This window comes from Pseudomonas sp. MN1F, from assembly GCF_009391885.1.
Classification (GTDB): Bacteria; Pseudomonadota; Gammaproteobacteria; order Pseudomonadales; family Pseudomonadaceae; genus Aquipseudomonas.
The window spans coordinates 87,262-105,887 of record NZ_VZII01000008.1 but is presented as its reverse complement, the minus strand read 5'-3'; the positions used below and the strand labels follow the sequence as shown (position 1 = coordinate 105,887).

Annotated in this window: 33 protein-coding genes and 1 pseudogene; 19 read left to right on the top strand and 15 right to left on the bottom strand. The window is 59.8% G+C overall.

The features are described from left to right. Window positions 1–62: 62 nt before the first annotated feature. On the top strand, window positions 63–338 hold the full coding sequence (locus F6X59_RS05140; RefSeq protein WP_152955026.1) for a hypothetical protein: 276 nt from the start codon (window positions 63–65) through the stop codon (window positions 336–338). A 93-nt stretch (window positions 339–431) separates the two neighbouring features. On the opposite strand, the gene F6X59_RS05135 is transcribed toward F6X59_RS05140, so the two are convergent. The 4 genes from F6X59_RS05135 to F6X59_RS28600 are packed head-to-tail and all read right to left on the bottom strand — an operon-like array spanning window position 432 to window position 1,868. Further along, entirely contained in the window at window positions 432–884 is a 453-nt protein-coding gene (locus F6X59_RS05135; RefSeq protein ID WP_152955024.1) for a DUF2591 domain-containing protein, read from the bottom strand. Then, entirely contained in the window at window positions 881–1,093 is a 213-nt protein-coding gene (locus F6X59_RS05130) for a hypothetical protein (RefSeq protein ID WP_152955022.1), read from the bottom strand. The genes F6X59_RS05135 and F6X59_RS05130 overlap by 4 nt, the downstream gene beginning before the upstream one ends. Next, the gene (locus F6X59_RS05125) at window positions 1,090–1,362 is read right to left on the bottom strand and encodes a hypothetical protein (RefSeq protein ID WP_152955020.1); all 273 of its coding nucleotides are present in this window, start codon (window positions 1,360–1,362) and stop codon (window positions 1,090–1,092) included. Before F6X59_RS05125 ends, F6X59_RS05130 begins: the two co-directional genes overlap by 4 nt. Then, on the bottom strand, window positions 1,359–1,868 hold the full coding sequence (locus tag F6X59_RS28600) for a hypothetical protein (protein ID WP_256669074.1): 510 nt from the start codon (window positions 1,866–1,868) through the stop codon (window positions 1,359–1,361). The genes F6X59_RS05125 and F6X59_RS28600 overlap by 4 nt, the downstream gene beginning before the upstream one ends. Window positions 1,869–2,010: 142 nt before the next feature. Here F6X59_RS28600 and F6X59_RS05115 point away from each other — a divergent pair, with 142 nt between their 5' ends. Further along, window positions 2,011–2,643: a hypothetical protein gene (locus F6X59_RS05115; protein WP_152955018.1), complete on the top strand. Its 633-nt coding sequence runs from the start codon at window positions 2,011–2,013 to the stop codon at window positions 2,641–2,643. Between the two features lies 1 nt (window position 2,644). Here the strand turns inward: F6X59_RS05115 and F6X59_RS05110 are convergent, their stop codons facing one another. The 3 genes from F6X59_RS05110 to F6X59_RS05100 all read right to left on the bottom strand — a co-directional run bounded on the left by F6X59_RS05110 (window position 2,645) and on the right by F6X59_RS05100 (window position 4,815). Next, window positions 2,645–3,568 (bottom strand): DNA cytosine methyltransferase, encoded by a 924-nt coding sequence (locus F6X59_RS05110; RefSeq protein ID WP_152955016.1) that lies wholly within the window; start codon window positions 3,566–3,568, stop codon window positions 2,645–2,647. Between the two features lie 258 nt (window positions 3,569–3,826). Beyond that, window positions 3,827–4,552, bottom strand: coding sequence for a hypothetical protein (locus tag F6X59_RS05105; RefSeq protein WP_152955013.1), 726 nt, complete (start codon window positions 4,550–4,552; stop codon window positions 3,827–3,829). Next, on the bottom strand, window positions 4,549–4,815 hold the full coding sequence (locus F6X59_RS05100; RefSeq protein ID WP_152955011.1) for a hypothetical protein: 267 nt from the start codon (window positions 4,813–4,815) through the stop codon (window positions 4,549–4,551). Before F6X59_RS05100 ends, F6X59_RS05105 begins: the two co-directional genes overlap by 4 nt. Window positions 4,816–4,874: 59 nt before the next feature. Between F6X59_RS05100 and F6X59_RS05095 the strand changes: the two genes are divergently transcribed. After that, window positions 4,875–5,645, top strand: coding sequence for a hypothetical protein (locus F6X59_RS05095; protein WP_152955009.1), 771 nt, complete (start codon window positions 4,875–4,877; stop codon window positions 5,643–5,645). 54 nt (window positions 5,646–5,699) lie between these two features. Here F6X59_RS05095 and F6X59_RS05090 read toward each other — a convergent pair whose 3' ends face one another. Continuing rightward, entirely contained in the window at window positions 5,700–6,623 is a 924-nt protein-coding gene (locus tag F6X59_RS05090) for a DNA cytosine methyltransferase (protein WP_372240306.1), read from the bottom strand. Between the two features lie 135 nt (window positions 6,624–6,758). Here F6X59_RS05090 and F6X59_RS05085 point away from each other — a divergent pair, with 135 nt between their 5' ends. Then, window positions 6,759–6,938 (top strand): hypothetical protein, encoded by a 180-nt coding sequence (locus F6X59_RS05085; RefSeq protein WP_152955005.1) that lies wholly within the window; start codon window positions 6,759–6,761, stop codon window positions 6,936–6,938. 30 nt (window positions 6,939–6,968) lie between these two features. Here the strand turns inward: F6X59_RS05085 and F6X59_RS05080 are convergent. Further along, window positions 6,969–7,385, bottom strand: a pseudogene (locus tag F6X59_RS05080) (hypothetical protein). Window positions 7,386–7,525: 140 nt separating this feature from the next. Between F6X59_RS05080 and F6X59_RS05075 the strand changes: the two are divergent. Further along, window positions 7,526–7,765, top strand: a complete 240-nt coding sequence (locus tag F6X59_RS05075) for an SdpI family protein (RefSeq protein WP_152955003.1) — start codon at window positions 7,526–7,528, stop codon at window positions 7,763–7,765. Between the two features lie 25 nt (window positions 7,766–7,790). On the opposite strand, the gene F6X59_RS05070 is transcribed toward F6X59_RS05075, so the two are convergent. Then, complete coding sequence (locus F6X59_RS05070; protein WP_152955001.1) at window positions 7,791–8,210, bottom strand: hypothetical protein; 420 nt, start codon at window positions 8,208–8,210, stop codon at window positions 7,791–7,793. 87 nt (window positions 8,211–8,297) lie between these two features. On the opposite strand from F6X59_RS05070, the gene F6X59_RS05065 reads away from it, so the two are divergent. Both F6X59_RS05065 and F6X59_RS05060 read left to right on the top strand, forming a co-directional pair. Next, window positions 8,298–8,498 carry a hypothetical protein gene (locus F6X59_RS05065; RefSeq protein ID WP_152954999.1) on the top strand — a complete coding sequence of 67 codons (201 nt, stop codon included), beginning with the start codon at window positions 8,298–8,300 and terminating at the stop codon, window positions 8,496–8,498. Window positions 8,499–8,597: 99 nt separating this feature from the next. Then, a complete protein-coding gene (locus F6X59_RS05060; protein ID WP_152954997.1) occupies window positions 8,598–8,969 on the top strand; it encodes a hypothetical protein in 372 nt (123 codons plus the stop codon). Between the two features lie 29 nt (window positions 8,970–8,998). On the opposite strand, the gene F6X59_RS05055 is transcribed toward F6X59_RS05060, so the two are convergent. From F6X59_RS05055 to F6X59_RS05045, 3 genes are read right to left on the bottom strand one after another with little or no spacing between them, the layout of a single operon-like run. Further along, a complete protein-coding gene (locus F6X59_RS05055) occupies window positions 8,999–9,457 on the bottom strand; it encodes a hypothetical protein (RefSeq protein ID WP_152954994.1) in 459 nt (152 codons plus the stop codon). Beyond that, window positions 9,454–9,723 carry a hypothetical protein gene (locus F6X59_RS05050; protein ID WP_152954992.1) on the bottom strand — a complete coding sequence of 90 codons (270 nt, stop codon included), beginning with the start codon at window positions 9,721–9,723 and terminating at the stop codon, window positions 9,454–9,456. The genes F6X59_RS05055 and F6X59_RS05050 overlap by 4 nt, the downstream gene beginning before the upstream one ends. 19 nt (window positions 9,724–9,742) lie before the next feature. Next, entirely contained in the window at window positions 9,743–10,126 is a 384-nt protein-coding gene (locus F6X59_RS05045; protein WP_152954990.1) for a helix-turn-helix transcriptional regulator, read from the bottom strand. Window positions 10,127–10,202: 76 nt separating this feature from the next. Between F6X59_RS05045 and F6X59_RS05040 the strand changes: the two genes are divergently transcribed. Then, window positions 10,203–10,655, top strand: a complete 453-nt coding sequence (locus tag F6X59_RS05040; protein WP_152954988.1) for a hypothetical protein — start codon at window positions 10,203–10,205, stop codon at window positions 10,653–10,655. A gap of 392 nt (window positions 10,656–11,047) precedes the next feature. Here the strand turns inward: F6X59_RS05040 and F6X59_RS05035 are convergent, their stop codons facing one another. Next, complete coding sequence (locus tag F6X59_RS05035) at window positions 11,048–11,827, bottom strand: helix-turn-helix transcriptional regulator (RefSeq protein ID WP_256669070.1); 780 nt, start codon at window positions 11,825–11,827, stop codon at window positions 11,048–11,050. 51 nt (window positions 11,828–11,878) lie between these two features. Here F6X59_RS05035 and F6X59_RS05030 point away from each other — a divergent pair, with 51 nt between their 5' ends. Then, the gene (locus tag F6X59_RS05030; RefSeq protein ID WP_152954984.1) at window positions 11,879–12,088 is read left to right on the top strand and encodes a Cro/CI family transcriptional regulator; all 210 of its coding nucleotides are present in this window, start codon (window positions 11,879–11,881) and stop codon (window positions 12,086–12,088) included. Window positions 12,089–12,235: 147 nt separating this feature from the next. Here the strand turns inward: F6X59_RS05030 and F6X59_RS05025 are convergent, their stop codons facing one another. Next, entirely contained in the window at window positions 12,236–12,469 is a 234-nt protein-coding gene (locus tag F6X59_RS05025; protein ID WP_152954983.1) for a hypothetical protein, read from the bottom strand. Window positions 12,470–12,608: 139 nt separating this feature from the next. Here F6X59_RS05025 and F6X59_RS05020 point away from each other — a divergent pair, with 139 nt between their 5' ends. The 10 genes from F6X59_RS05020 to F6X59_RS04980 all read left to right on the top strand — a co-directional run bounded on the left by F6X59_RS05020 (window position 12,609) and on the right by F6X59_RS04980 (window position 18,565). Continuing rightward, window positions 12,609–13,457: a replication protein gene (locus tag F6X59_RS05020; protein ID WP_152954982.1), complete on the top strand. Its 849-nt coding sequence runs from the start codon at window positions 12,609–12,611 to the stop codon at window positions 13,455–13,457. Beyond that, window positions 13,447–14,259: an ATP-binding protein gene (locus tag F6X59_RS05015; protein WP_152954981.1), complete on the top strand. Its 813-nt coding sequence runs from the start codon at window positions 13,447–13,449 to the stop codon at window positions 14,257–14,259. Before F6X59_RS05020 ends, F6X59_RS05015 begins: the two co-directional genes overlap by 11 nt. Window positions 14,260–14,261: 2 nt before the next feature. Then, on the top strand, window positions 14,262–14,558 hold the full coding sequence (locus tag F6X59_RS05010; RefSeq protein ID WP_372240305.1) for a DUF1364 domain-containing protein: 297 nt from the start codon (window positions 14,262–14,264) through the stop codon (window positions 14,556–14,558). Beyond that, window positions 14,555–14,983 (top strand): VRR-NUC domain-containing protein, encoded by a 429-nt coding sequence (locus F6X59_RS05005; protein WP_152954980.1) that lies wholly within the window; start codon window positions 14,555–14,557, stop codon window positions 14,981–14,983. The genes F6X59_RS05010 and F6X59_RS05005 overlap by 4 nt, the downstream gene beginning before the upstream one ends. Next, window positions 14,980–16,278 (top strand): site-specific integrase, encoded by a 1,299-nt coding sequence (locus F6X59_RS05000; RefSeq protein WP_152954979.1) that lies wholly within the window; start codon window positions 14,980–14,982, stop codon window positions 16,276–16,278. Before F6X59_RS05005 ends, F6X59_RS05000 begins: the two co-directional genes overlap by 4 nt. Next, window positions 16,275–16,595 carry a hypothetical protein gene (locus tag F6X59_RS28595; RefSeq protein WP_372240304.1) on the top strand — a complete coding sequence of 107 codons (321 nt, stop codon included), beginning with the start codon at window positions 16,275–16,277 and terminating at the stop codon, window positions 16,593–16,595. The genes F6X59_RS05000 and F6X59_RS28595 overlap by 4 nt, the downstream gene beginning before the upstream one ends. A gap of 12 nt (window positions 16,596–16,607) precedes the next feature. After that, entirely contained in the window at window positions 16,608–17,294 is a 687-nt protein-coding gene (locus F6X59_RS04995; protein WP_152954978.1) for a hypothetical protein, read from the top strand. Window positions 17,295–17,459: 165 nt separating this feature from the next. Next, entirely contained in the window at window positions 17,460–17,801 is a 342-nt protein-coding gene (locus tag F6X59_RS04990) for a hypothetical protein (RefSeq protein WP_152954977.1), read from the top strand. Window positions 17,802–17,917: 116 nt separating this feature from the next. Continuing rightward, window positions 17,918–18,241 (top strand): phage holin, lambda family, encoded by a 324-nt coding sequence (locus F6X59_RS04985; protein ID WP_152954976.1) that lies wholly within the window; start codon window positions 17,918–17,920, stop codon window positions 18,239–18,241. A gap of 3 nt (window positions 18,242–18,244) precedes the next feature. Next, the gene (locus F6X59_RS04980) at window positions 18,245–18,565 is read left to right on the top strand and encodes an HNH endonuclease (RefSeq protein ID WP_152954975.1); all 321 of its coding nucleotides are present in this window, start codon (window positions 18,245–18,247) and stop codon (window positions 18,563–18,565) included. The last annotated feature ends 61 nt before the right edge of the window (window positions 18,566–18,626 follow it).

The following is an 18,626-nucleotide window of genomic DNA, read 5'->3' as shown; positions in this document are numbered from 1 at the left end:
AGAGAATTACAGTTAAGCTCTTAACTGAGCAATTAAGCTCTTAATTGTTTTTTGAGGTTGTTATGGCTGTCCAAGCACGTGTTACTGTCGTCGAGAACGTAGACAAGAAATTTGAAAGCGGCTGGGTACTCTGCTTCCAATGGTGCATTTACAATTACAGCGATGGCTCGCAGCAACGCGGCTATCGATTCATTTGGAAGCGACCGGACGGCTCTCTTCAGGCCGCCCGTGGTCAAGCGCGATTGCCCAACATGGAGCTGATCACCGAATTGGTGGAGAAAGCCAAGAAGGAGGGTTGGGGCTTTAAGGGCGAAGAGACGCCTGATTCAAACGTGTAGTTTCTCAGTGCAAGGCTTGCCCAGGTGCCAGCTTCAGTTTTCCTAGTAAATGAACCCGATGTCCTTCTAGATCGCGATCAGAATGGGAAATGACTATGGCACCAGCTCCCTCGGCACCTGGAGAGTATCGCCGAGCTCGAATTGGGCGACTGCTCGCATGGCGACTATCAGCGCGTTAGTAGGGTGGTGGAATGCAGTGCGGCGGTGCTTGCGCTTTTTGCCGAAGATCGTGCTACCCCAGAACCCCGATTCGTAGTAGCCGTTCCGCTTGTCCATGTAGCCGAAGTTTCGGTGAACGGCGCTGGTCGGCGGCGACAGCGATAACTGGTACTTCTCGACCAGTGGCCCGCCCAGCGCCCAGTCCTCCCACGGGTTGAAGCGCTTGGTATGCTCGGTGGCGCTGGCCTGGTAGCGAGCGAACACGCGCCAGGGGTTGCCGTACTGCGGGGGAGCCAGGAACAGGTCCAGGCCTTCAGCCTTACCGACGGCCCAGCCCAGCGCCTCGCCGCCCAGGTCTGCCGTCTTCACTTCGATCAGGTCGGTCATGGCGCCACCTTCAGTGCAGCTTCTCGCTTTTCGAATTGCTCCCGGGCATGCCGCTCGGGTGCCTCATACACCCGGAGGCATTTCTTGCAGGTGACCTCTTTCGGTCGGTCGGAGCCGTCCATGTCTTCGCCGGCCTGGTTGCAAGCTATCTGGCAGTCGTGGTCGTCGAAGCAGCCGAAATGCGAAACCAAGTGAATTACCTTGTTCACAGCTCATACCTCTCATCAATCCAGCGCCCAGGCGCCAGTGCGGGTGTAGGTTCGGGTTGGGTTTCGTGCGGGGAGAGCTGGCGCTCGTTGTTGGCTTGTTGCCTAGTCTTGCGCTTGAGCTGGCTGTCAGGAATGCAGCTCAGCCCCGTGGCGGTGTACCAGCAGGTGACGCCGCGCTCGTCGTCGTGAAAGGTTTCAACGCCCCATGGCAGGGGCTCAGCGCTGGCGCCAGTGGCCAGCAGCAGGAGGCAGAGGACGAGGCGGGTCATTTGCACAGACCCTCGTCCGGGTCCAGCCCGTAACGCCGGCACAGCGCTTGGGCTACGCCTGATCCGCAGACAAAGGTGTCCATCATGAGCACCCATCTCGGGGTCTTCTTCCTGCTGGTCCCGCTTACGCACCGGACCGCAGTGCCGATGAGGTCATCTTCCGTGTATTCGCACCCCGCCAGCGTGATGGTCCGGCTCTGGCCCTTGAGCCGTTCAATTTCCGCCTGCAGCTCGGCAACTTGGCCGTGCTCGCATTCGTCGCTTTGGTCGTCTATCAGCTTGAGGCCCACCATTTCGTCGTCGCGCCAACCACCGTAATCGTGGTCGTACCGCTCGCAGCAGAAGCCTTCGTCGCCGTCGCGGGTCGGGATCGTGTAGCTGTCGAAAGGACCACCATAGGTCGGCACCATGCCGCCATCGGGGCGCTCGATCCACATGAAGAACTTGCGACCTGTGATCGGGCATTCGTCCGGGCACCACCGTGCCGCCGTTTGTGCGCTGGGCATACGGATTCCTTGGCCGCCATATCGCGGCAGTGAATAGAGGGGAGAGGGGTTACAGCTGGTCGAGGAACAGAATTTCCAGGCCGGTGGCGTCGCCGTCTAAAAATCAGCTAACGTGCGATGAAATAATCAAGGGCGATGGAATGTGAGCAAATTAGCTTCGGGTAAATTCGTCCCGTACGGTTTGACATTGATGTGGGTACTGGCCGGGTTGAGTGCAGTGGTATGGGTCATTGTCGGCTCGGTTGGATACTGGGCGCGAAACGGGTGGCTACCGGCTGACACAGCGGGTTGGGCGCAAGCAATAGGTGCGATTGTCGCCATTTTGGTTGCCATTGCCGTCCCCTATTACCAAGGGCATCTGCAGTTAAAACAAAAAGAAGAAGTTGAGCGCAGGCAGCGCCTGGATGGAATAAACGCTACCTATGCCTTGATGTGTCATCTATCTGGTACTTACAGAGAGTTGCTCGCGGTTCTTCACCGCAATCCACGTTGGAGTGACCCTAGACGGCAATCGGCGGCGCATGATCTTAAACAGTCAGCCGCGATGCTAAGGGAAATACCCGTGACAGCGTTGTCGAACGAGATGGTCCATTTTCTCGTAGGCTTGAGAGAAGTCAGCAACTTCGGGGAGTTCATGGGGGAAAAGCTGAGTCAGTATCCTGAGCCAATAATTGCACTGGACATTTCCAAGCGGGTGCAAGCCAACTCCGATTTAATTGATCGCTGGATGGAGGAGTTGGGGGCGCTAGAAGAGGACGTCAGATCTCAGCTTTAAATCATGCGACGCGAAGCAACTCTTCTATGATCCGCTGTCCGGCCAGCGGCGGCACCGCATTTCCGGCCATGTGCATGGTTAGCCGATGGTTGTCCGGCCGCAGGGTGTCCGCCGGGAAAGACATCGCGGCCAGGGCCTCGCTGGCGCTGAGCATCCGCATGCGGTCGCCGTCGACCAAAGCCCAGCGGTCCAGGGTGGTGATGGTGCCGATCGGTCTGTTGATATCGCGGCCCGTGGTGCCGGAGCCTTTCCCGTAGTAGGGCATAATGAAGCGTTCGCCGAAGCGCTGGCGCCCGTTGCGAACCCGGTCGAGCGTGGCCTGGGCCCGGCCTGGCTTATCGATCTGTGACCAGCGCCCGGCGTCGAAGTTGAGGAAGCTGGCCGCCGGCACATGCCGCTCGCTTGGCAGTTGCAGCATGAGCGGCGCCCTGCTGCGGGTCAGAACCATTAACAGCCGCACACGGTGCTGCGGCACTCCGAGGTCGGCGCAGTCGACGATGTGCGGCGCTGCCTGATATCCCAACGCCTGCACTGCCTGCAGCCAGGCCGGGTATAGCACCCAGTCGGTGAACTCAGGGACGTTCTCGATCACTGCTGCATACGGTCGGTGGAACTCTAGAGCCGATACCGGCGCCCAGGCCGTCGAGCGCGACGCGTCGTGTTCAGGGTTACCCGACTTCTTGCCGCGCGCCTTGGCGTGTCCTTGGCAGCAGGGCGAGGCGAGCAGGATGTCGTGTGCCGGCACCTGCTCCCAGCGTGCCTGGTGTAAGTCCTGGCATACGTGCTGCGTGTCGGGGTGGTTGGCGCTGTGCCATTCAACGGCCACGGGCCAGTGGTTTGCCGCCCAGAGAACATGGACGCCTGCGGCGCGCGCGCCGGTACTCCATCCGCCGAGGCCGGCGAACAGGTCGATTGCTGTGGTCATGAGTTCACCGAGCCCCGTATATTTGGGCACAACTTTCAGGAGTGGAATTTATGATCGGGAATTGCTGCCAAGAAGCTATGGAAGAGGTAGAGGCAACCGGAAACACTTCCAAATTTCAGAGAGGCGCAACTGTGGACGACCGGGGCAGGTTGGCGACCCCGTACAAATGCTTGGAATGCGGTGATCGCTGGGAGCGACAAGTTGATCCGCGTGAACCCAGCAAATGGAGTTGGCATCCAGTCGGTCGGTAAAATGTAGTTAAAGCGCCATTTCGAACTGGGCTTCCCGGTTCCAGATTGGCGCACTGTTGTGCGCTTCAATTCGGTCGGCGATCACGCTGGCACGCTGGCCGGCAGATGGCGGGGTATACATGCCGAATCTGCTTATGCTGCCGCCGTTTACCGCCGCGTTGGTGCTGTCCGCTGAGGCCAGGGGCAGGCTCTGGAAGATTGCCGGATCAAGCATGCGCAGGCCGTGCAGGCGGCATTGTGGCCGGCCCTGGTCGTCGCAGATGGCATCCATCGCTGAGCCCATGCGCTTCCACCACGCTGCGGCGCCAGGCGATCGCCACTGCCCGGAGCTGCCCAAGGCCACCATTCGCCAGGACTGCGCCAAGCGCTGCAGGCGCTCGATCGACTCGTGCATGTGCCAAACTGGAACGCCTGGGAGGTGGCCGGGCCATTGCTCGAGCAGGCGGTCGTTGGCATCCTCGTCCCCGTCGATCACGTCAGGGATCAACGCCCAGTCGAATCCGGGGTGCCGGTGCCAGTCATCCACCCAGTGGGTGTACCCCTCGACATCGACCTGGCCGCCTTTCTTCCAAACGGTGAACGCGCCGTTGTCGAACACGAATGACTGGCAGGCCTCGGCGACAATGCCCATGTCGTCCTGTCGCGGGAACGGTACCAAGGCGTGTCGGCCGGCCAGCAGGCGCGCTGCATCCTGACGGGTGCCGCCTATGGGCGTGCCGTGGTAGTGGATCATCCGCTCAGCCTCACCGTTTCGATCTCGACGCCCTGGTGCACCGCCTTGATCACCTGGTCGCCGCCGAAGCGCTCAGCCAGTTGATCGGCTATCTGCTCGTGCCAGCCCTGTTTAATCAGCGAGGTGGCGGTCTTGATGTGCTCCACCCGGATCATCTGCAGGCTGCGGATCTCCAGGTTGTACACGATGACCTCACCGTCGCCGGGGCAGGTTGCGGTGAACGTGTGTCGGTAGGTGTTGCTGGATCGGTTTTCTGTGGGCATGGGGACGCATCTCAAAAATAAGTTAACATCACGCTATACGCGAACCATGGTGGAAAGGAATGACCTACGAAAAACGACTTATTTGCTTCTTCGACTTGTTAGGGTTCTCTGCGGCCATAAAGCAAGCAGAGAAAGAACCAAAGTTATTGGAGTCCATGTCTCGTCTGTTTGGAGAGTTCAAGAATGGTGGGCTAGAGACCGCCATGTATGGCGCAGTACCATACCTTGATGAGAATGGCGTTAAAACGTTGCAGGAGCATTTTGGAGACCTGCTCCTCGAGAAAGGCGATGAGGCTTACAAGCTGGTGGCCACCCAATTCTCAGATTCTTTCGTAATATCTGCCCCTGCTGACAATCCAGGCGCATGCAATCTACTGCTACACGCTATCAAAATCGTGCATTTACAATTCTTCTTCGGCATAGGGATGCTTATGAGGGGAGGCGTTGCATTAGGCAATGTCGTACATGAGCGCGGTGGGGCACTTTTTGGACCAGCTATGATTGAGGCATACGAGCTTGAGAGCAAACATGCAGTGTATTCGCGAGTTGTAGTTTCAAAAAATGCGGCTGATTTTATTAACGAAAAACTATGGTTCTCCGATTTGAAAAGTGCATTTTTCAAAGGTTTCGATGGACTTACTTCATTCGACCTTATCTCGGCCATGCTTCATCATGAGACATTCCGAAACGACAAAAATGCCGTTGAGGCTCAATTGCGAGCGGTAGAAGTAGATATTCTTGAGAACACCTCCGCTGCGCATCCCAAAATTGCATATTTATTGGACCGCTGGCAACGCGAATCCCATCATTTTGCGCAGAAGGCTGAGTGAGCGCTCAACTGGTTAATATTCAAATCTCAGAAACCTGGCGGGCAGCATCGGAGTTCAGGCGGCCTTCATCAAAGCCTCAATGACTCGCTGGCCAGCCAGCGGTGGTACTGCGTTACCGGCCATATGCATGGTCAGCCGGTGGTTGCTTGGCCGAAGAGTGTCAGCCGGGAATGACATCGCGGCCAGGGCCTCGCTGGCGCTGAGCATCCGCATCCGGTCGCCGTCGACCAGGGCCCAGCGGTCCAGGGTGGTGATGGTACCGATCGGCCGGTTGATGTCGCGGCCGGTGGTGCCGGAGCCTTTGCCGTAGTAGGGCATGATGAACCGGTCGCCAAAGCGCTGTCGGCCGTTGCGCACCCGGTCGAGCGTGGCCTGGGCTCGGCCTGGCTTCTCGATCTGTGACCAGCGCCCGGCGTCGAAGTCGAGGAAGCTGGCCGCCGCCACATGCCGCTCTTGTGGCAGCTGCAGCATCAGCGGTGCCTTGCTGCGGGTCAGCACCATGAACAGGCGCACCCGGTGCTGCGGCACACCCAAGTCGGCGCAGTCCACTATGTGCGGCGCAGCCTGATACCCCAGCGCCTGGACCGCTTGCAGCCAGGCCGGGTAGAGAACCCAGTCGGTGAACTCTGGCACGTTCTCGATCACTGCCGCCTGAGGCCGGTGGAACTCAAGGGCAGATACCGGCGCCCAGGCTGTTGAGCGCGATGCGTCGTGCTCAGGGTTGCCGGACTTCTTGCCGCGCGCCTTGGCGTGGCCCTGGCAGCAGGGCGATGCAAGAAGGATGTCGTGCGCCGGCACCTGCTCCCAGCGCGCTTGGTGTAGGTCCTGGCAAACGTGCTGCGTTTCGGGGTGGTTGGCGCTGTGCCATTCAACGGCTACCGGCCAGTGGTTTGCCGCCCAGAGAACTTGGACGCCTGCGGCGCGCGCGCCGGTGCTCCATCCGCCGAGTCCGGCGAACAGGTCGATTGCTGTGGTCACGTCGTGGTCCTTGCTTGCAGGCGCCGCCCTCGCCGGGGAGGCGTTCATCGTTTGAGAGGGGAAGGCGCCGTAGCTGGCGCGCAGTGTTCTGGTGAGCTATCAGTTCATGGCTGACTCGACCTGGTGGAGGTCGCCATGACAATGAAAAGCGATACCGAGGCCCTTGCCTCGATTGAGGAAGAAGCTCAGGCGATGTTGAAAAAGATCGGCCTGCCTGATGACCAGCTGAAGAAGGACATGGTCATCTGCCTGCGCCAGATCATTGCGATTGCACGCTACCGTAAAGGCCTGGGCGCCGACCCTGTCGTTGAGTAGGGGAAGGCGGTAGCGGGCAGCACCGGAGGGTCAGGCGGCAGCGCGAACCTTGAAAGACAGCATTGCTGTAGCGTCGTCATTGAAGCACTCGGCCAGGTCTTGGTAGACGCGGTACTTGGCCTAGCTGCGGGTCGCAGCCCACACGCGCTGCACGTAGTGGTGCGCATCGCCCATCATGTAACGGACGTCATCCCAGTCATACAGGCCGTTGGTGAGCACTTCCCACTGTTTGAGCGGAAGCTTCTCGGCCATCTCGCCGTACTGCATCTCCCAGGTCGGGTGGTAGTTGCGGATGCGCTTCTTCGGGTCGCTGTCGAGGATGACGCCGATGTAGTGGCCACGGTCGGCCATGATGACGCCTGGCTCGCCGTTGGCGATCACCCGACGCCCTATCTCGGCAGGCACGTCGTAGTGGCGGCGGACGTAGTCGCAGTTGTAGTTGCTCATGGCTTTCTCCATGCATGCGCCGCCCTCGCCGGGGAGGCGTTCATCGTTTGAGAGGGGAAGGCGCTGGCGGGCAGCGCTATATGCGTCGCTCGGCGAGGCGATGGTATGCTTCGCCAAATCATGAGCAGGGAGGCCTTATAGTGGCCAAAAAATATTCGAAAGGATGGTTCTGTGTTGGCTTTGCGATGTTCTTGTTGGGGGGAATCGTGGCGGTTCCAGCCCCCGGCCCGTTGGCTTTTTTGTGTTTAGTCGTCTCGGTTGTTGGCGTCATTATCATGAGCCAGAACTATGAGAACTACCTGAACTGCGACAAGGGCTGCTATTCACAGCAAGAGCATGAGAAGTACTGCCTTAAGCCTGAGGACAAAGACCAGGTCTGAGGCGCTGGCGGGCAGCGCCGGAGGGTCAGGCGGCTTTCGCGTCTTCGAACTTGACGATAAGTCGAGAGGTGTCTGGATGACCCGCAACCTTCACTTCGAAGCAGGCCAACGAGTAGGAGCTGATGCCAGTGATCAAGCCCTGCTTGATGTTGTCACCGATGGCGAACGGCGGTTGAGGGTTGTGCTCTTCGAACCAGGTCTTCACTGCATCGCGCTCCGCCTCGTCCACCAGGTGGCCAAGTTCGTCGAGGGTGTCGATGTCGTCGCGCTGCATATCCCAGCCGGCCCACTTCGCCAGCTCGATGCAAAGATCGAAACCGTCCATGTGACGCCTGTAGTGCTGCGCCAGGGTCTCGGCATCAGCCTCCAGCTTCTCGGCGATCGGCTTGCAGCATTCGAGGATCATTTCCCTGGTGGCAGTTGGACGCGGTGGAATGTGGTTCATGGCTTTCTCCATGCATGCGCCGCCCTCCGTGGCTAGGGAGGCTGCGTGAGCTATTGTGGTTGGATGGATGGCTAGAAGGAGGCCTTCATGCTGTGGCTCGGACCCGACAAGGCCAGATTTAAGCTTCAGCGGCGTATCGCGGGCGTCGTTTTGTTCATCGCTGTCTTCTTTCTGGCCGCACAGATCGAAGCATGGCTTTCAGGTAACGTCGCTTTTGGCGATTTATTGGACGGCATCGTCTTAACGGCGCTAGCTGGAGGCATGTTCCATCTGGCAGGAAAATGGTGACCCTGGCCGCCCTCCGTGGCCGGATGCGGCATGGTGGCAATTTGGTTTGGGATGGGGTATTACGGGTGACCGGCATGGGGCCGGTTAGAGGAATCTTGTATGGCTAAGCCTGAAATCACTTTCACGAATAACAAAATTTATGGCGGCAGCTCAATGGTCAGCGCGCCATCCGACGCGGACTACGTCTTCCATGCATCTGGCAACGAGATTCATGGCATGGGAGATCTTATTCATACGCGTGGAACTTCAGAGCAAGAGTTTCTTGAGCGCATAGGGCTCCGTGAAGGTGTTAGCTTTGAGCTCATTAATCAGACTCTTTCCAAACTCAACGCTATGGCTTCTGCTAGCGATCTTGATAAAGCTGTCGTTGTCGAGAAGTCCGGGCTGAAAGAATGGTTAGCTGTAGGGGCAACTGTTGCGTCTCTCACAAAAAATTTGCTCGATGTGATAGCGCAATATTTTGGCAGGTGAGCTATGCCGGACGCGTGCGCTGATGCCTTTCAAGCTGCTCTCTGCTGATTCCAGGCGCCGACAGCGGCAAAGATCTTGGCGGCCTCCGCCTCGTCGAGCGTTGTGTCGGTAGGGATGGCGATCCAGCCGGACGCCACCAGGTGATTGGGGTTGGCCGTGGCCCGGAGGTCGGAGTAGGTCGCCTCGATCACGTCGGTCAGGTGTTCGGCCCTGTAGTTGCCCTGCGGCGCGACCTCGACCGACTTGTTGTAGCGCTCGCCGAACTCTGTCCGGCACAGCACGCTGAGGTAAATGGTCCAGCGATGCGGGATGTCGCAGACGGCGTCGACAACCTGGCGCACGCGGATCTGCTTGAGGTTCTTCCAGTTGATCAGCACCTGCTGGCCGCTGGGGTCGATGTTCACGACAGCGGCGTGGTTAGCCGAGACCAGCGCCTTGCAGGTCCGCTCCAGGCGTGCCCGCATGTTGTGGGGCTTGCGCTTGCTCATTGCCGTGTGCCTATTTTGCTGGCCGCCCCGGCTTCCATCGCATCCACGAACCGCAGCGCGGCCCGGTAGCTGAAGGCGAAGCCGTGCACGGCACCGGTGGCGATCTCGACCACATCCCACGTCTTACCCTTGCCCGAGGCCTGGTAGCGCGGAGCTGGCTGGCCGACCTTGGCGTGCGCCTCGGCCCTCAATGACTTGCTGCGCTCGAGCAGGGCCGCGAGCACGGCAAGCTTCTGCTCGAAAGCAGGGTGCATTGCTGTCTGCATGGGGTGATCCTCGGTAGGGTCAGGCGTGGTATTCGAAGGCCTCGGCCTTGCGAACGATTCGAACTTGGGCCGTGCGGCGCTCAGGGGCGCGGCGGTCACGGCGCATCGGGTCGCTGTCGTCGATCACTGCATGCACGGCGATGAGGCTGGCGAGCAGGATGCAGAGCGGGCTGATGATCTGGCGACGCATTGCCTCGGCGACCATCGCGGCGCGCCGGGCAACCTTGAGCTTCAGCATTGCGTCACCGATGCGCTTTTCTACGCCGCTTTCGCTGATGCCGAAGTGCTTGGCGATTTCCTTCGTGGTGAAGCCCTGGGCTACTTCCAGAAGGCACTGCAGTTCGCGAGGCGCCAGGCCTCGGCCGAGATGGCCTATCCATGCGCCGATAGTGATCGTGTCCATAAGGAATCTCGGATAGCTGGCGTGATATGCAGGCAGATTGCTACTCTCGCAGGATGGTCAGGGATAGGGGGTCCTCATGGGCGCCGAAGATCGAAAGAAGTGTGCCGAGCCAGGGCTGGATGAGCTGACGCTCCAGCTCCGAGCCGAGTTTGCACTTCTCAATAAAATCATTGAGCTACAACAACTCGGCAAAGGGCCTCAGACCCAAAAGCAGAGTCGTAAGGCGTCAAGAGCGGCAGCGAAGGCGGCTATCAAAGCCAACAAGCAGGCGGGAAAGGCGAATTGGTCCCTGAAAGCGCCAAAGTCGAAACAGCCGAGCACCACTTCAAAATGGATCGAAAAAATTTGCTGGCGGTGCAAGGCAGAATTCAAGATTCATACAGATTGGCAGCGGCCTCCAACGCTCTGCAAGATGTGCTCAAAGGATCTGGATCAGACCTATTTGCCGTCAGGTCCTGACCACTCGACCCCATTTGCGAGCGTTCACTTTGTAAGAGGTGGGGCGCCAGGCCTGGGCAGGCGCCGCTGATTAAGCGTGGTCTGCATCCCAAAGCGCCCGGTGGGCCGGGCGCTTCAGTGATGCTTTCCATTTTTCGGTCCGCTACTGGCGTCGACCGAAAAACTCTTGTGCGCCTTGATTACCACCTGGCCCCAGTCCAGTTCGCACTCGTTTTGTTCCACCCAGCCGCGGAGCTCCCCGCTGAGAAACTGCATTGGCGCTTTACGCTGCACGCCCGGGGCAGTTGCCACCCCTCTGGACCGTTGAGGCCTGTCCATCGCTGCCTTCGTTGCTGGCCGGTATCGATCCGGCATGGAGGAAATATAAGTACGCTTATCTTTCCTGTCAATAAGCATGCTTATAAATTTTCCTGCGCGCATGAAAAAGCCCGCATGAGCGGGCTTAAGGGGAGGAGGGGGCGGTTACTTGCGCCGAGGAGATCTTCGAACGGTAGACCACCAGAATACGCGACCAAGCATCCGCACTTCTTCGTGCCATTGCTCGGCAGACATCACTTCGTCTGGGTACTCGTCGTCGTTCTCGCTGCTGATGCGGATTGCACCTTGCGGCAGCCGATAGAGGTACTTAGTGCGCAGCATTCCGCCGTGGTTGAACGCATAGATCTCACCGTCGATGATCGACGTGTCACTCATATCAAAGCCGATCGCAGCTCCATCAAGGATAAGGCGCTCCATACTGCGGCCTTTTACGCGCGCTACGGCAGCGCTCTTCTTGTCGACCCCGGCGGCGCGAAGCGTTGCGCAGCTGAAGCGCAACTTCCTGTTCGCGACCTCGATTACTTCGGTCATTCCGTTGCCACCTGAAAACTCAACTTCAGCGAAGTAGGGCACTTCGCAATCATCATCATCAAGCGGATCGCCTTCGTCCCAGGCCGACAGCTCTCCAAGCAGCTCCAGCTCGTGACTGACTGGCTGATTTGCTGGTTGTGCTTCAGCCTGGTCCATTTGGCCAAGCCCTTCCGCCAGCCAGAGGGGGCTTACGCGGCACACCTGGGCGATCTTGGTCAGGTGAACGCTTCGAAGGTTTTTGCCGGTTTCCAGCTGGGAAATGACGGGCTGCTCTACACCGACCTTTTCGGCCAGGGAGCGCTGGGTCAGCTGCGCATGCTTGCGGGCTGCCTTGATTCGATCTGCGAGGGTATCCATGGCGTGGAATTTATAAGGCAACTTATAGGCTTGCAAATAAGGCTCCTTATTCATACAGTATAAGCACGCTTATCAGGAGTTAAATCCATGACCCCCATCGAAAAGCTCGTCGGTTTCTTTGGCGGGCAAGCGAAGACAGCTGCGGCTCTTGGCGTAAGCCAGGCCGCTGTTTCGTATTGGTCCACTGGTGCTCACACCATGAGTGCCAAACGGGCGTTTCTTGCGGAAGAGCTCACCCAGGGCGCTGTGACGGCCAAAGAGCTTTGTCAGCCGGTAAAGGGCAGATCAGCTGCCTGACAGGAAGAAGTATGCGTGACCTGGCCCTGAGCCAGTAGTGATCTGAACCAGCTGTGAATTTAACCAGTAGGAGAGAGCAGATGGACAAGCAGTATCCAGTGGACGGCGGTGTAAAAGAAAAGCTCGCCTACCTCGCCGCCCAGATTTCTACCGCTGAACTTTATCAATGCCGCGAAGCAGCGAGTCCAGAGCGGCTTGGTGAACCCCAAGGTCGCCTCCTTGCCACTTCGGATCTTTCGGCATCGCTGCCATCAGGCGGTCCGCATCAGCTCGAAATTCGTCAATGTTCAGGTTCGGATTCATTGCAACAGCTTTCCCGAGCAGTTGCATTGCCGCCAGAACGCCAATTTCAAACGGAGTGACCACTTTCTCATCGCTCATGTCCGGTCTCCTTGGACCTTGTTGTGTGGAAGCAAAAAGCTACCACGGATGCACCGGACACTCATAACGCCCGAATTGTGGGCGAAAAAAAACCGCCTGGCAGGGCGGCTTTCTCTACAGCATTTGAACAGGTTTAAGCATGACAAACATCGTCCCACTTGACAAGTCCAGGGGGTTCACCCGGATGGACAACCAGCTCATGGATGGCCTGCTGGCTATCGATCTCCCAGCTCGGGAGATGAAGATTGTGCTGTACGTGGCCAAGGCCACTATCAACTTCGGTGCTGGTGCTCAGCGTATCCCGGCTACCGACATCGCGAAAGCCATCCACGCTCACCCTGACACCGTGTCCAAGGCTGTTTCCAGCCTGCTGCGTCGCCGTGTCCTGTTCCGCGAGGGTGGTGCTCGGGGTGACATCGGTGTGAATGACCCGAAGGACTGGATCTATGTTGATCCGAAACAGACCAAAACAGCCGACTCGGCTGAAGTGGTCCGAATCGGCTCCGAGTCGAAACAGACCAAAACCGCCGACTCCCTTCTTTATTCTAAGAATCTAACCCCCTATGTATTTCTTCCTTCGGAAGAAAATACATGCCCCCCCAGCGATGAGCAGCCGGCTCCAGCCAAAGCTGACCGCAAAGCACCGTTCGGGAAGGCCGCCATGCTGGCTGACAATCCTCACGGCCTCGATGAATCGCTGATTGCTGACTACCTGACTGTCCGGAAAGCCGCCAAGGCTCCAGTGACCGCCCGGATTTGGGCAGGCCTGAACGTCAAGCTGGAGCAGTGCAAGGCCTTCGGCATCCAGCCAGCTCAAGCCCTGGAAATCGCCGTCGAGAACGGCTGGCGCGGCTTCGAAGTGGAGTGGGTCACCAAGCGCATCGGCACCCAGATGCCTGCCAACCCCAACAGCCGTCACCACGGCTTCAACGAGCGCGACTACACCGCCGGCTTGGCCGAGCGTGAGGACGGCACCTATGCGATCTGAATCGGTGATTACCATGTCCGACGTGCGAAACGCCGCCGGTTTCCGCGTTCAACCTGCGCACTGCGAGCATCACGGCGACTTCGAACAGCGGGTGACCATGCTGATGGGCCGCGAGATTGTTGGCCGCTGCCCTGAGTGCGAAAAGGTCGCCATTGCCGAGCGCCAGGCCAAGCAGCAGGCCGAGGAAACCCGCCTGAAGCGCGAGGCCATGACCCGCAAGCTGGGTTCAGCGCTGATCCCGAAGCGATTCGCCGAGCGCACCCTGGCCAACTACCGCGTGGAGCACGAAGGCCAGCGCAAGGCCTTGGCCTACTGCACGCGCTACGTGGCCGCGTTCGAGGAGATCGAGCGTACCGGGCGTTGCCTGATGCTGCTGGGCAATGTCGGTACCGGCAAGACCCACCTGGGGGCCGGTATGGCCAACGAGCTGATGCGCAACACGTCGGCGACGGCTGTGTATCGCACGGTGGGCGCGATCCTGCAGTCCATCCGCGCCACTTACGACCGCCACAGCGAACAGTCCGAGGCCGACATCCTGTCCAGCCTTATCGAGCCGTCGCTGCTGGTGTTGGACGAGGTCGGCGCGAGTAAGGAACAGCCGAGTGAATTCGAGCTGACCACCCTGTTTTCGATCATCAACGGGCGTTATGAGCAGATGCGTCCAACGGTGGTGATTTCCAACCTCGACCGGGACCAGCTGCGCCATGCCATGGGCGAGCGCTGCTACGACCGCCTTCGCGAGGGCGGAGGGGTGATTGTGCCCTTCGAGTGGGAATCGCACCGCGGCGAAAAGGAGTCCTGAACGTGCGTCAAAGCAAACTGACCAAGGCCGCGCGCGGCCGGGAGTGCCAGGTGCGCATCCCGGGCGTGTGCAACGGCAATCCCGAGACTACCGTCCTTGCGCATTACCGCCTCGCGGGAACCTGCGGCGTGGGCAAGAAGCCGCACGACCTGCAGGGCGCCTGGTCCTGCAGCGCCTGCCACGATGCCTGTGATGGGCGCAGCCAAGCCGTGGATCGAGACACCGCACGCCGGTACCACGCCGAGGGCGTCATGCGCACCCAGGCGATGCTGCTGAACGAGGGGGTGCTGGTCGCATGAATGCTCCCGCCCTTCGCCCGTTCAAGGCCAAGCCGGCCCGCGCCAAGCCCGTCGACCGGGAAGGGCAGGAGCAGGCCGCGCTGATGCAGGAGCTGCAGCTGCGTTACCCGCAGGCCTACAAGCTGATCTACCACGTCCCGAACGGTGGGCACCGGGTCAAGGCCGTGGCCGCCAAGCTGAAGGGGCAGGGCGTGAAGGCCGGCGTTCCCGACCTGGTACTGCCGATGGCTCGCGGCGGATACTTCGGTCTCTACATCGAGTTCAAGGCCATGCCGCCGTTCGATGCGCCGGTCTCGCCCAGTCAGGACGCCTACCTGCAGGCCCTGGCCGACGAGGGCTACTTGGCCATTGTCTGCCGCGGCAACATCGACGCCGTCGAGGCCATCCGCGCCTACCTGCTGCTGCCTACCACGGTGGCTGCATGAGCGCGACCCGGGAAGTGAAGCTCAGCGAGGCCGAAGTGCGCCGGCAGGCCGCCGACAAGTCGGTGCGCGACCTGCGCGACCCGCGTCACCCTGGCCTGTACCTGCGCTTCTGGAGTAATCGTGAGCGCGGTACCTGGCACCTGGTGCGCGGCAAGAAGTGGGTGCCGGTCGCCCGTTGGCCTGACCTGACCGTGGCGGCGGTGATTGCTGAGCTGCCCGCGCTGCGTCAGCGCCTGCTGCGCGACCCGGCAACCGCTCCGGTGGTGTCGGGCATGGCCACCGTGGGTCAGCTGCTGGACTGGTACGGCGACCGAATGGTGCGTGACCGCTCGCTGTCCGCGAAGCGCAAGGCCGGCGCCCGATCCGCCATTACCCAGCACCTGAAGCCGCGCCTGGATGACCTGGCCGTGGCCGGTGTGAATGCCGAGGTGCTGGACAAGCACCTGCTGTGGCCGTGCCAGGCCGAAGTGTCGCTGTCCTACCTGCGGCAGATGTTCGCGCTGCTGCTGACCGCCTTCCGCCAGGCCCTGCAGTTGGGGTTGATCGACCGCAACCCGATGGCCGGCATGCGCTTCAACGACTTCACCAAGGCCAAGATCCTGCCCAAGGCAGCCCGCCTGCGTGACGTGCAATTGCCTGAGCTGATGCGGCAGCTGGCCAAGTCCTTCGACGCGGAGCCGGGCGACGACATGCTGGCCTTGATGATGCTGGCCCACGGCACCCGGATCGGCGAGACCCGCATGGCGCGCTGGAGCGAGATCAGCCTCGCCGCGGCCGAGTGGTTCATTCCCGCTGCCAACACCAAGACTCGCACCGAGCACCGCTTGCCGCTGACCGACCAGGTGAAGGCGCTGCTGGTCCGGTACCGGGCGATTCAGCAGGCCCGGGGCTACGAGGGCGTGTACCTGTTCCCGAACCGGCGCGGGGTGCCGCTGAGCGAAACCCAGGCGAGCATGGTGTTCACCCGACTGGGGCAGGGCGAGTGGACCAGTCACGACCTGCGCAAGGTGTCCCGCACCACCTGGACCGACCTCGGCATCGACGGCCACATCGGCGAGATGCTGCTGAACCACACACTGGGCAAGATCGCAAGCACCTACATCCACACCCAGGCCATGCAGCAGCGCCGGGTAGCCCTGGAGAAGTGGCACGCCTGGTTAGACGGCATCGGCTTTGGTGCCATTCACGGCCTTACCAAGGCCTTATCCGAAATTTCACAGAATTCGGGCGAGCCATTGGAACACAAGCCTTCCAGCCACCTTGCCGAATTTGTAATTAGCGAGGATTCGAAGTGACAAGGAAGAGCCATGGCCCTGCCTTCAAGAAGGCTGCGATCAAGTTGGCTCAGTGCCCTTTGTGCCGTGGGAGAGCGGTCACTGAGGGTGTGTTTCACGAACTGCCATGCGGCCACTGCCATGCCTCGGGCTTTGTGGCGGCTGCAACAGGCGAGGCCCTGGCCCTGGATGAACTGGTGACCCAGCTCAGCATGAGGCTTCGGGCAGCGCTCCGGCAGATCGAGCAGTTGAAGAACCCTCAGGCATCCGGGCCTGAGGCGACATATCAGGGAAGCAACCGGCGCGGCGCCGGCGGCACCAACTACACCGGGGATTGAGGGGGAAGGACCATGGTTTACAGCAGCGTTTCGGGTGCAGTAGTTGCCGCTCTGGCGGCGGGCGAGAAGGGATCTGCGAAGGCCCAGGCCTGGCAGAAGCTGTACAAGTCGGCAGAGGAAGAGGGTGGTTGCCTGGCTTCGTTGGGCGGTCGATCGGGTGGCATTGACCGAACGCAGGTCGACTACTGGCTGTCGGCACGTCTGCACCACATGCTGAAGGGCAGGCACTGGGATGCATTGGTCGCGAAGTACAGCACCAACAAGGCGAAGAAGGTGCAGGCCATCACGCTGGTAAGGCCACTGATCGCGAGCCCAGCGCCGGCGTTGTTCATCTACAAGGCGGTGACCGCCTGGGCGATCCCGAAACTGAAAGGTGCACGCCGCAAGGCCCCGCAATCTGTGTCGGTGGATATCCCGCTCGATGCGTCGTCGTGGCGCCGCGAGGCCGCAGTCAATGCTGCGGTGGCTGCTGGCCAGGCTGCGCGGAAGCGCATCGAGGCATTTGAAGAGCATGTGATTATCCTGCCTGACAGCTTCTACGACATGAATACCTGGGATCTCGACGCCACGCCGGAGTCGACGCGGCGGCGCTGGAGACTGGAGATAAACGAGAAGCTCGACGGCATGATCGACGACGCATTGGCAGAAGTGCGGGTGATTTTGGAAGCCGAGGGGCTGCTGATGAAAGAAGCTGCATGATTGCCTGTTGACATCAGTGAGCGACTGAGCGAAATTATCTCCATCCTGTCATTTCTGCGCGTGTTGAGGACTGACTCAAGAAAAAGCCCAGCCATAAAGCTGGGCTTTTTTATTCCCGCTACAGAATGTGTTGTACGATCATCCTGAGCCCAACAGGAGATCAAGATGGCTGTTTCAGTTGTAGAGTTGGATGTTTCAGAGCAACACCTAGCGGGACAGATGGTTTCCCCTACCGTTCCGCCGTCTTTCTGGAAGGTTATTGACGGTACCGAAGTCTATTGTGTCTGTACGACCGAGGAGCATGCGTCTGCAATCGCTGGTGTACTCAAACAAAAAAGGGTGCAGGATTATCTTGCGACTGTACGTGTAGATTTCGACAAAGGTCTAACCCATGAGTTAGATCGGCATGGAGGTATTCGTGCACGTTGTGCGCATCCAAGTATCCAGCGCTATGCGATGAACGCATGGGACGTTTTGGCACTTGAGTCGGGAAAGAGCATTAAATAGTGCGATTGCGACAGCGACTTAGTTGAGCACTGCTCTCACAAAAAATTGATCTTATTCATCGAGCCCCGCTGATTAGTGGGGCTTTTGTTTCCGGCTCCCTAAGGGGAGAAGTAGAGATGACCCATATGCCCGAGAAGGATCCTGGCCTGTGGGCCGCTGCGTTCGCCTGGCTGGTCGCGCACCAGCCCCAGATTTATACCGGCGGCATTGCTGCAGCTGTTGCGATGTGTCGCGTGATCTACGGCGGGGGGCGAGGGCGTAAGGTGGTCCTCGAAGGCGCCATTTGCGGCCTTATCGCAATCAGCTTGCTACCCGTACTGGAGTACTTCGCATTGCCACCCAACCTGTCGGTCTTCGCTGGCTGCATGGTCGGATTCATGGGGGTCGAGAAGCTACGCGAGTACTCAGACCGATTCATGAGCAGGAAGGCGGAGGGCTGACGTATGCCCACCGCCGACACGGGCAAGACCGTTAAGCCTTATGGTTACCGCTGGCAGCAGGCGCGCGAAGGCTGGCTACGCAAGAATCCTCTGTGCGTTCGCTGCAATCAGGAAGGCATCAACAAGCCGGCCACCGTCGTCGACCACATCAAACCTCACCGCGGTGACATGACCCTGTTCTGGGATCGGACCAATTGGCAATCACTGTGCACCAACTGTCACAGCTCCTACAAGCAGCGCCTGGAGAAGTCAGGGCGCGAGGTTGGGTGCGATGTCAGCGGCAGGCCGCTGGACCCACGGCACCACTGGAATCGGCCTTCCTGAAAGCCTCCGGGCGCTGCGGGGCCCCATGATCCAAGGTAGGGGGGGTGAAAATGTTTCTCCT

Excerpts from the sequence above, each read along its gene's own strand:
- F6X59_RS05140 (WP_152955026.1), top strand. The coding sequence starts at position 63 with ATGGCTGTCCAAGCACGTGTTACTGTCGTCGAGAACGTAGACAAGAAA.
- F6X59_RS05135 (WP_152955024.1), bottom strand. The coding sequence starts at position 884 with ATGACCGACCTGATCGAAGTGAAGACGGCAGACCTGGGCGGCGAGGCG.
- F6X59_RS05125 (WP_152955020.1), bottom strand. The coding sequence starts at position 1,362 with ATGACCCGCCTCGTCCTCTGCCTCCTGCTGCTGGCCACTGGCGCCAGC.
- F6X59_RS28600 (WP_256669074.1), bottom strand. The coding sequence starts at position 1,868 with ATGCCCAGCGCACAAACGGCGGCACGGTGGTGCCCGGACGAATGCCCG.
- F6X59_RS05110 (WP_152955016.1), bottom strand. The coding sequence starts at position 3,568 with ATGACCACAGCAATCGACCTGTTCGCCGGCCTCGGCGGATGGAGTACC.
- F6X59_RS05105 (WP_152955013.1), bottom strand. The coding sequence starts at position 4,552 with ATGATCCACTACCACGGCACGCCCATAGGCGGCACCCGTCAGGATGCA.
- F6X59_RS05100 (WP_152955011.1), bottom strand. The coding sequence starts at position 4,815 with ATGCCCACAGAAAACCGATCCAGCAACACCTACCGACACACGTTCACC.
- F6X59_RS05095 (WP_152955009.1), top strand. The coding sequence starts at position 4,875 with ATGACCTACGAAAAACGACTTATTTGCTTCTTCGACTTGTTAGGGTTC.
- F6X59_RS05085 (WP_152955005.1), top strand. The coding sequence starts at position 6,759 with ATGACAATGAAAAGCGATACCGAGGCCCTTGCCTCGATTGAGGAAGAA.
- F6X59_RS05070 (WP_152955001.1), bottom strand. The coding sequence starts at position 8,210 with ATGAACCACATTCCACCGCGTCCAACTGCCACCAGGGAAATGATCCTC.
- F6X59_RS05065 (WP_152954999.1), top strand. The coding sequence starts at position 8,298 with ATGCTGTGGCTCGGACCCGACAAGGCCAGATTTAAGCTTCAGCGGCGT.
- F6X59_RS05060 (WP_152954997.1), top strand. The coding sequence starts at position 8,598 with ATGGCTAAGCCTGAAATCACTTTCACGAATAACAAAATTTATGGCGGC.
- F6X59_RS05055 (WP_152954994.1), bottom strand. The coding sequence starts at position 9,457 with ATGAGCAAGCGCAAGCCCCACAACATGCGGGCACGCCTGGAGCGGACC.
- F6X59_RS05050 (WP_152954992.1), bottom strand. The coding sequence starts at position 9,723 with ATGCAGACAGCAATGCACCCTGCTTTCGAGCAGAAGCTTGCCGTGCTC.
- F6X59_RS05045 (WP_152954990.1), bottom strand. The coding sequence starts at position 10,126 with ATGGACACGATCACTATCGGCGCATGGATAGGCCATCTCGGCCGAGGC.
- F6X59_RS05040 (WP_152954988.1), top strand. The coding sequence starts at position 10,203 with ATGGGCGCCGAAGATCGAAAGAAGTGTGCCGAGCCAGGGCTGGATGAG.
- F6X59_RS05030 (WP_152954984.1), top strand. The coding sequence starts at position 11,879 with ATGACCCCCATCGAAAAGCTCGTCGGTTTCTTTGGCGGGCAAGCGAAG.
- F6X59_RS05025 (WP_152954983.1), bottom strand. The coding sequence starts at position 12,469 with ATGAGCGATGAGAAAGTGGTCACTCCGTTTGAAATTGGCGTTCTGGCG.
- F6X59_RS05020 (WP_152954982.1), top strand. The coding sequence starts at position 12,609 with ATGACAAACATCGTCCCACTTGACAAGTCCAGGGGGTTCACCCGGATG.
- F6X59_RS05015 (WP_152954981.1), top strand. The coding sequence starts at position 13,447 with ATGCGATCTGAATCGGTGATTACCATGTCCGACGTGCGAAACGCCGCC.
- F6X59_RS05005 (WP_152954980.1), top strand. The coding sequence starts at position 14,555 with ATGAATGCTCCCGCCCTTCGCCCGTTCAAGGCCAAGCCGGCCCGCGCC.
- F6X59_RS05000 (WP_152954979.1), top strand. The coding sequence starts at position 14,980 with ATGAGCGCGACCCGGGAAGTGAAGCTCAGCGAGGCCGAAGTGCGCCGG.
- F6X59_RS04995 (WP_152954978.1), top strand. The coding sequence starts at position 16,608 with ATGGTTTACAGCAGCGTTTCGGGTGCAGTAGTTGCCGCTCTGGCGGCG.
- F6X59_RS04990 (WP_152954977.1), top strand. The coding sequence starts at position 17,460 with ATGGCTGTTTCAGTTGTAGAGTTGGATGTTTCAGAGCAACACCTAGCG.
- F6X59_RS04985 (WP_152954976.1), top strand. The coding sequence starts at position 17,918 with ATGACCCATATGCCCGAGAAGGATCCTGGCCTGTGGGCCGCTGCGTTC.
- F6X59_RS04980 (WP_152954975.1), top strand. The coding sequence starts at position 18,245 with ATGCCCACCGCCGACACGGGCAAGACCGTTAAGCCTTATGGTTACCGC.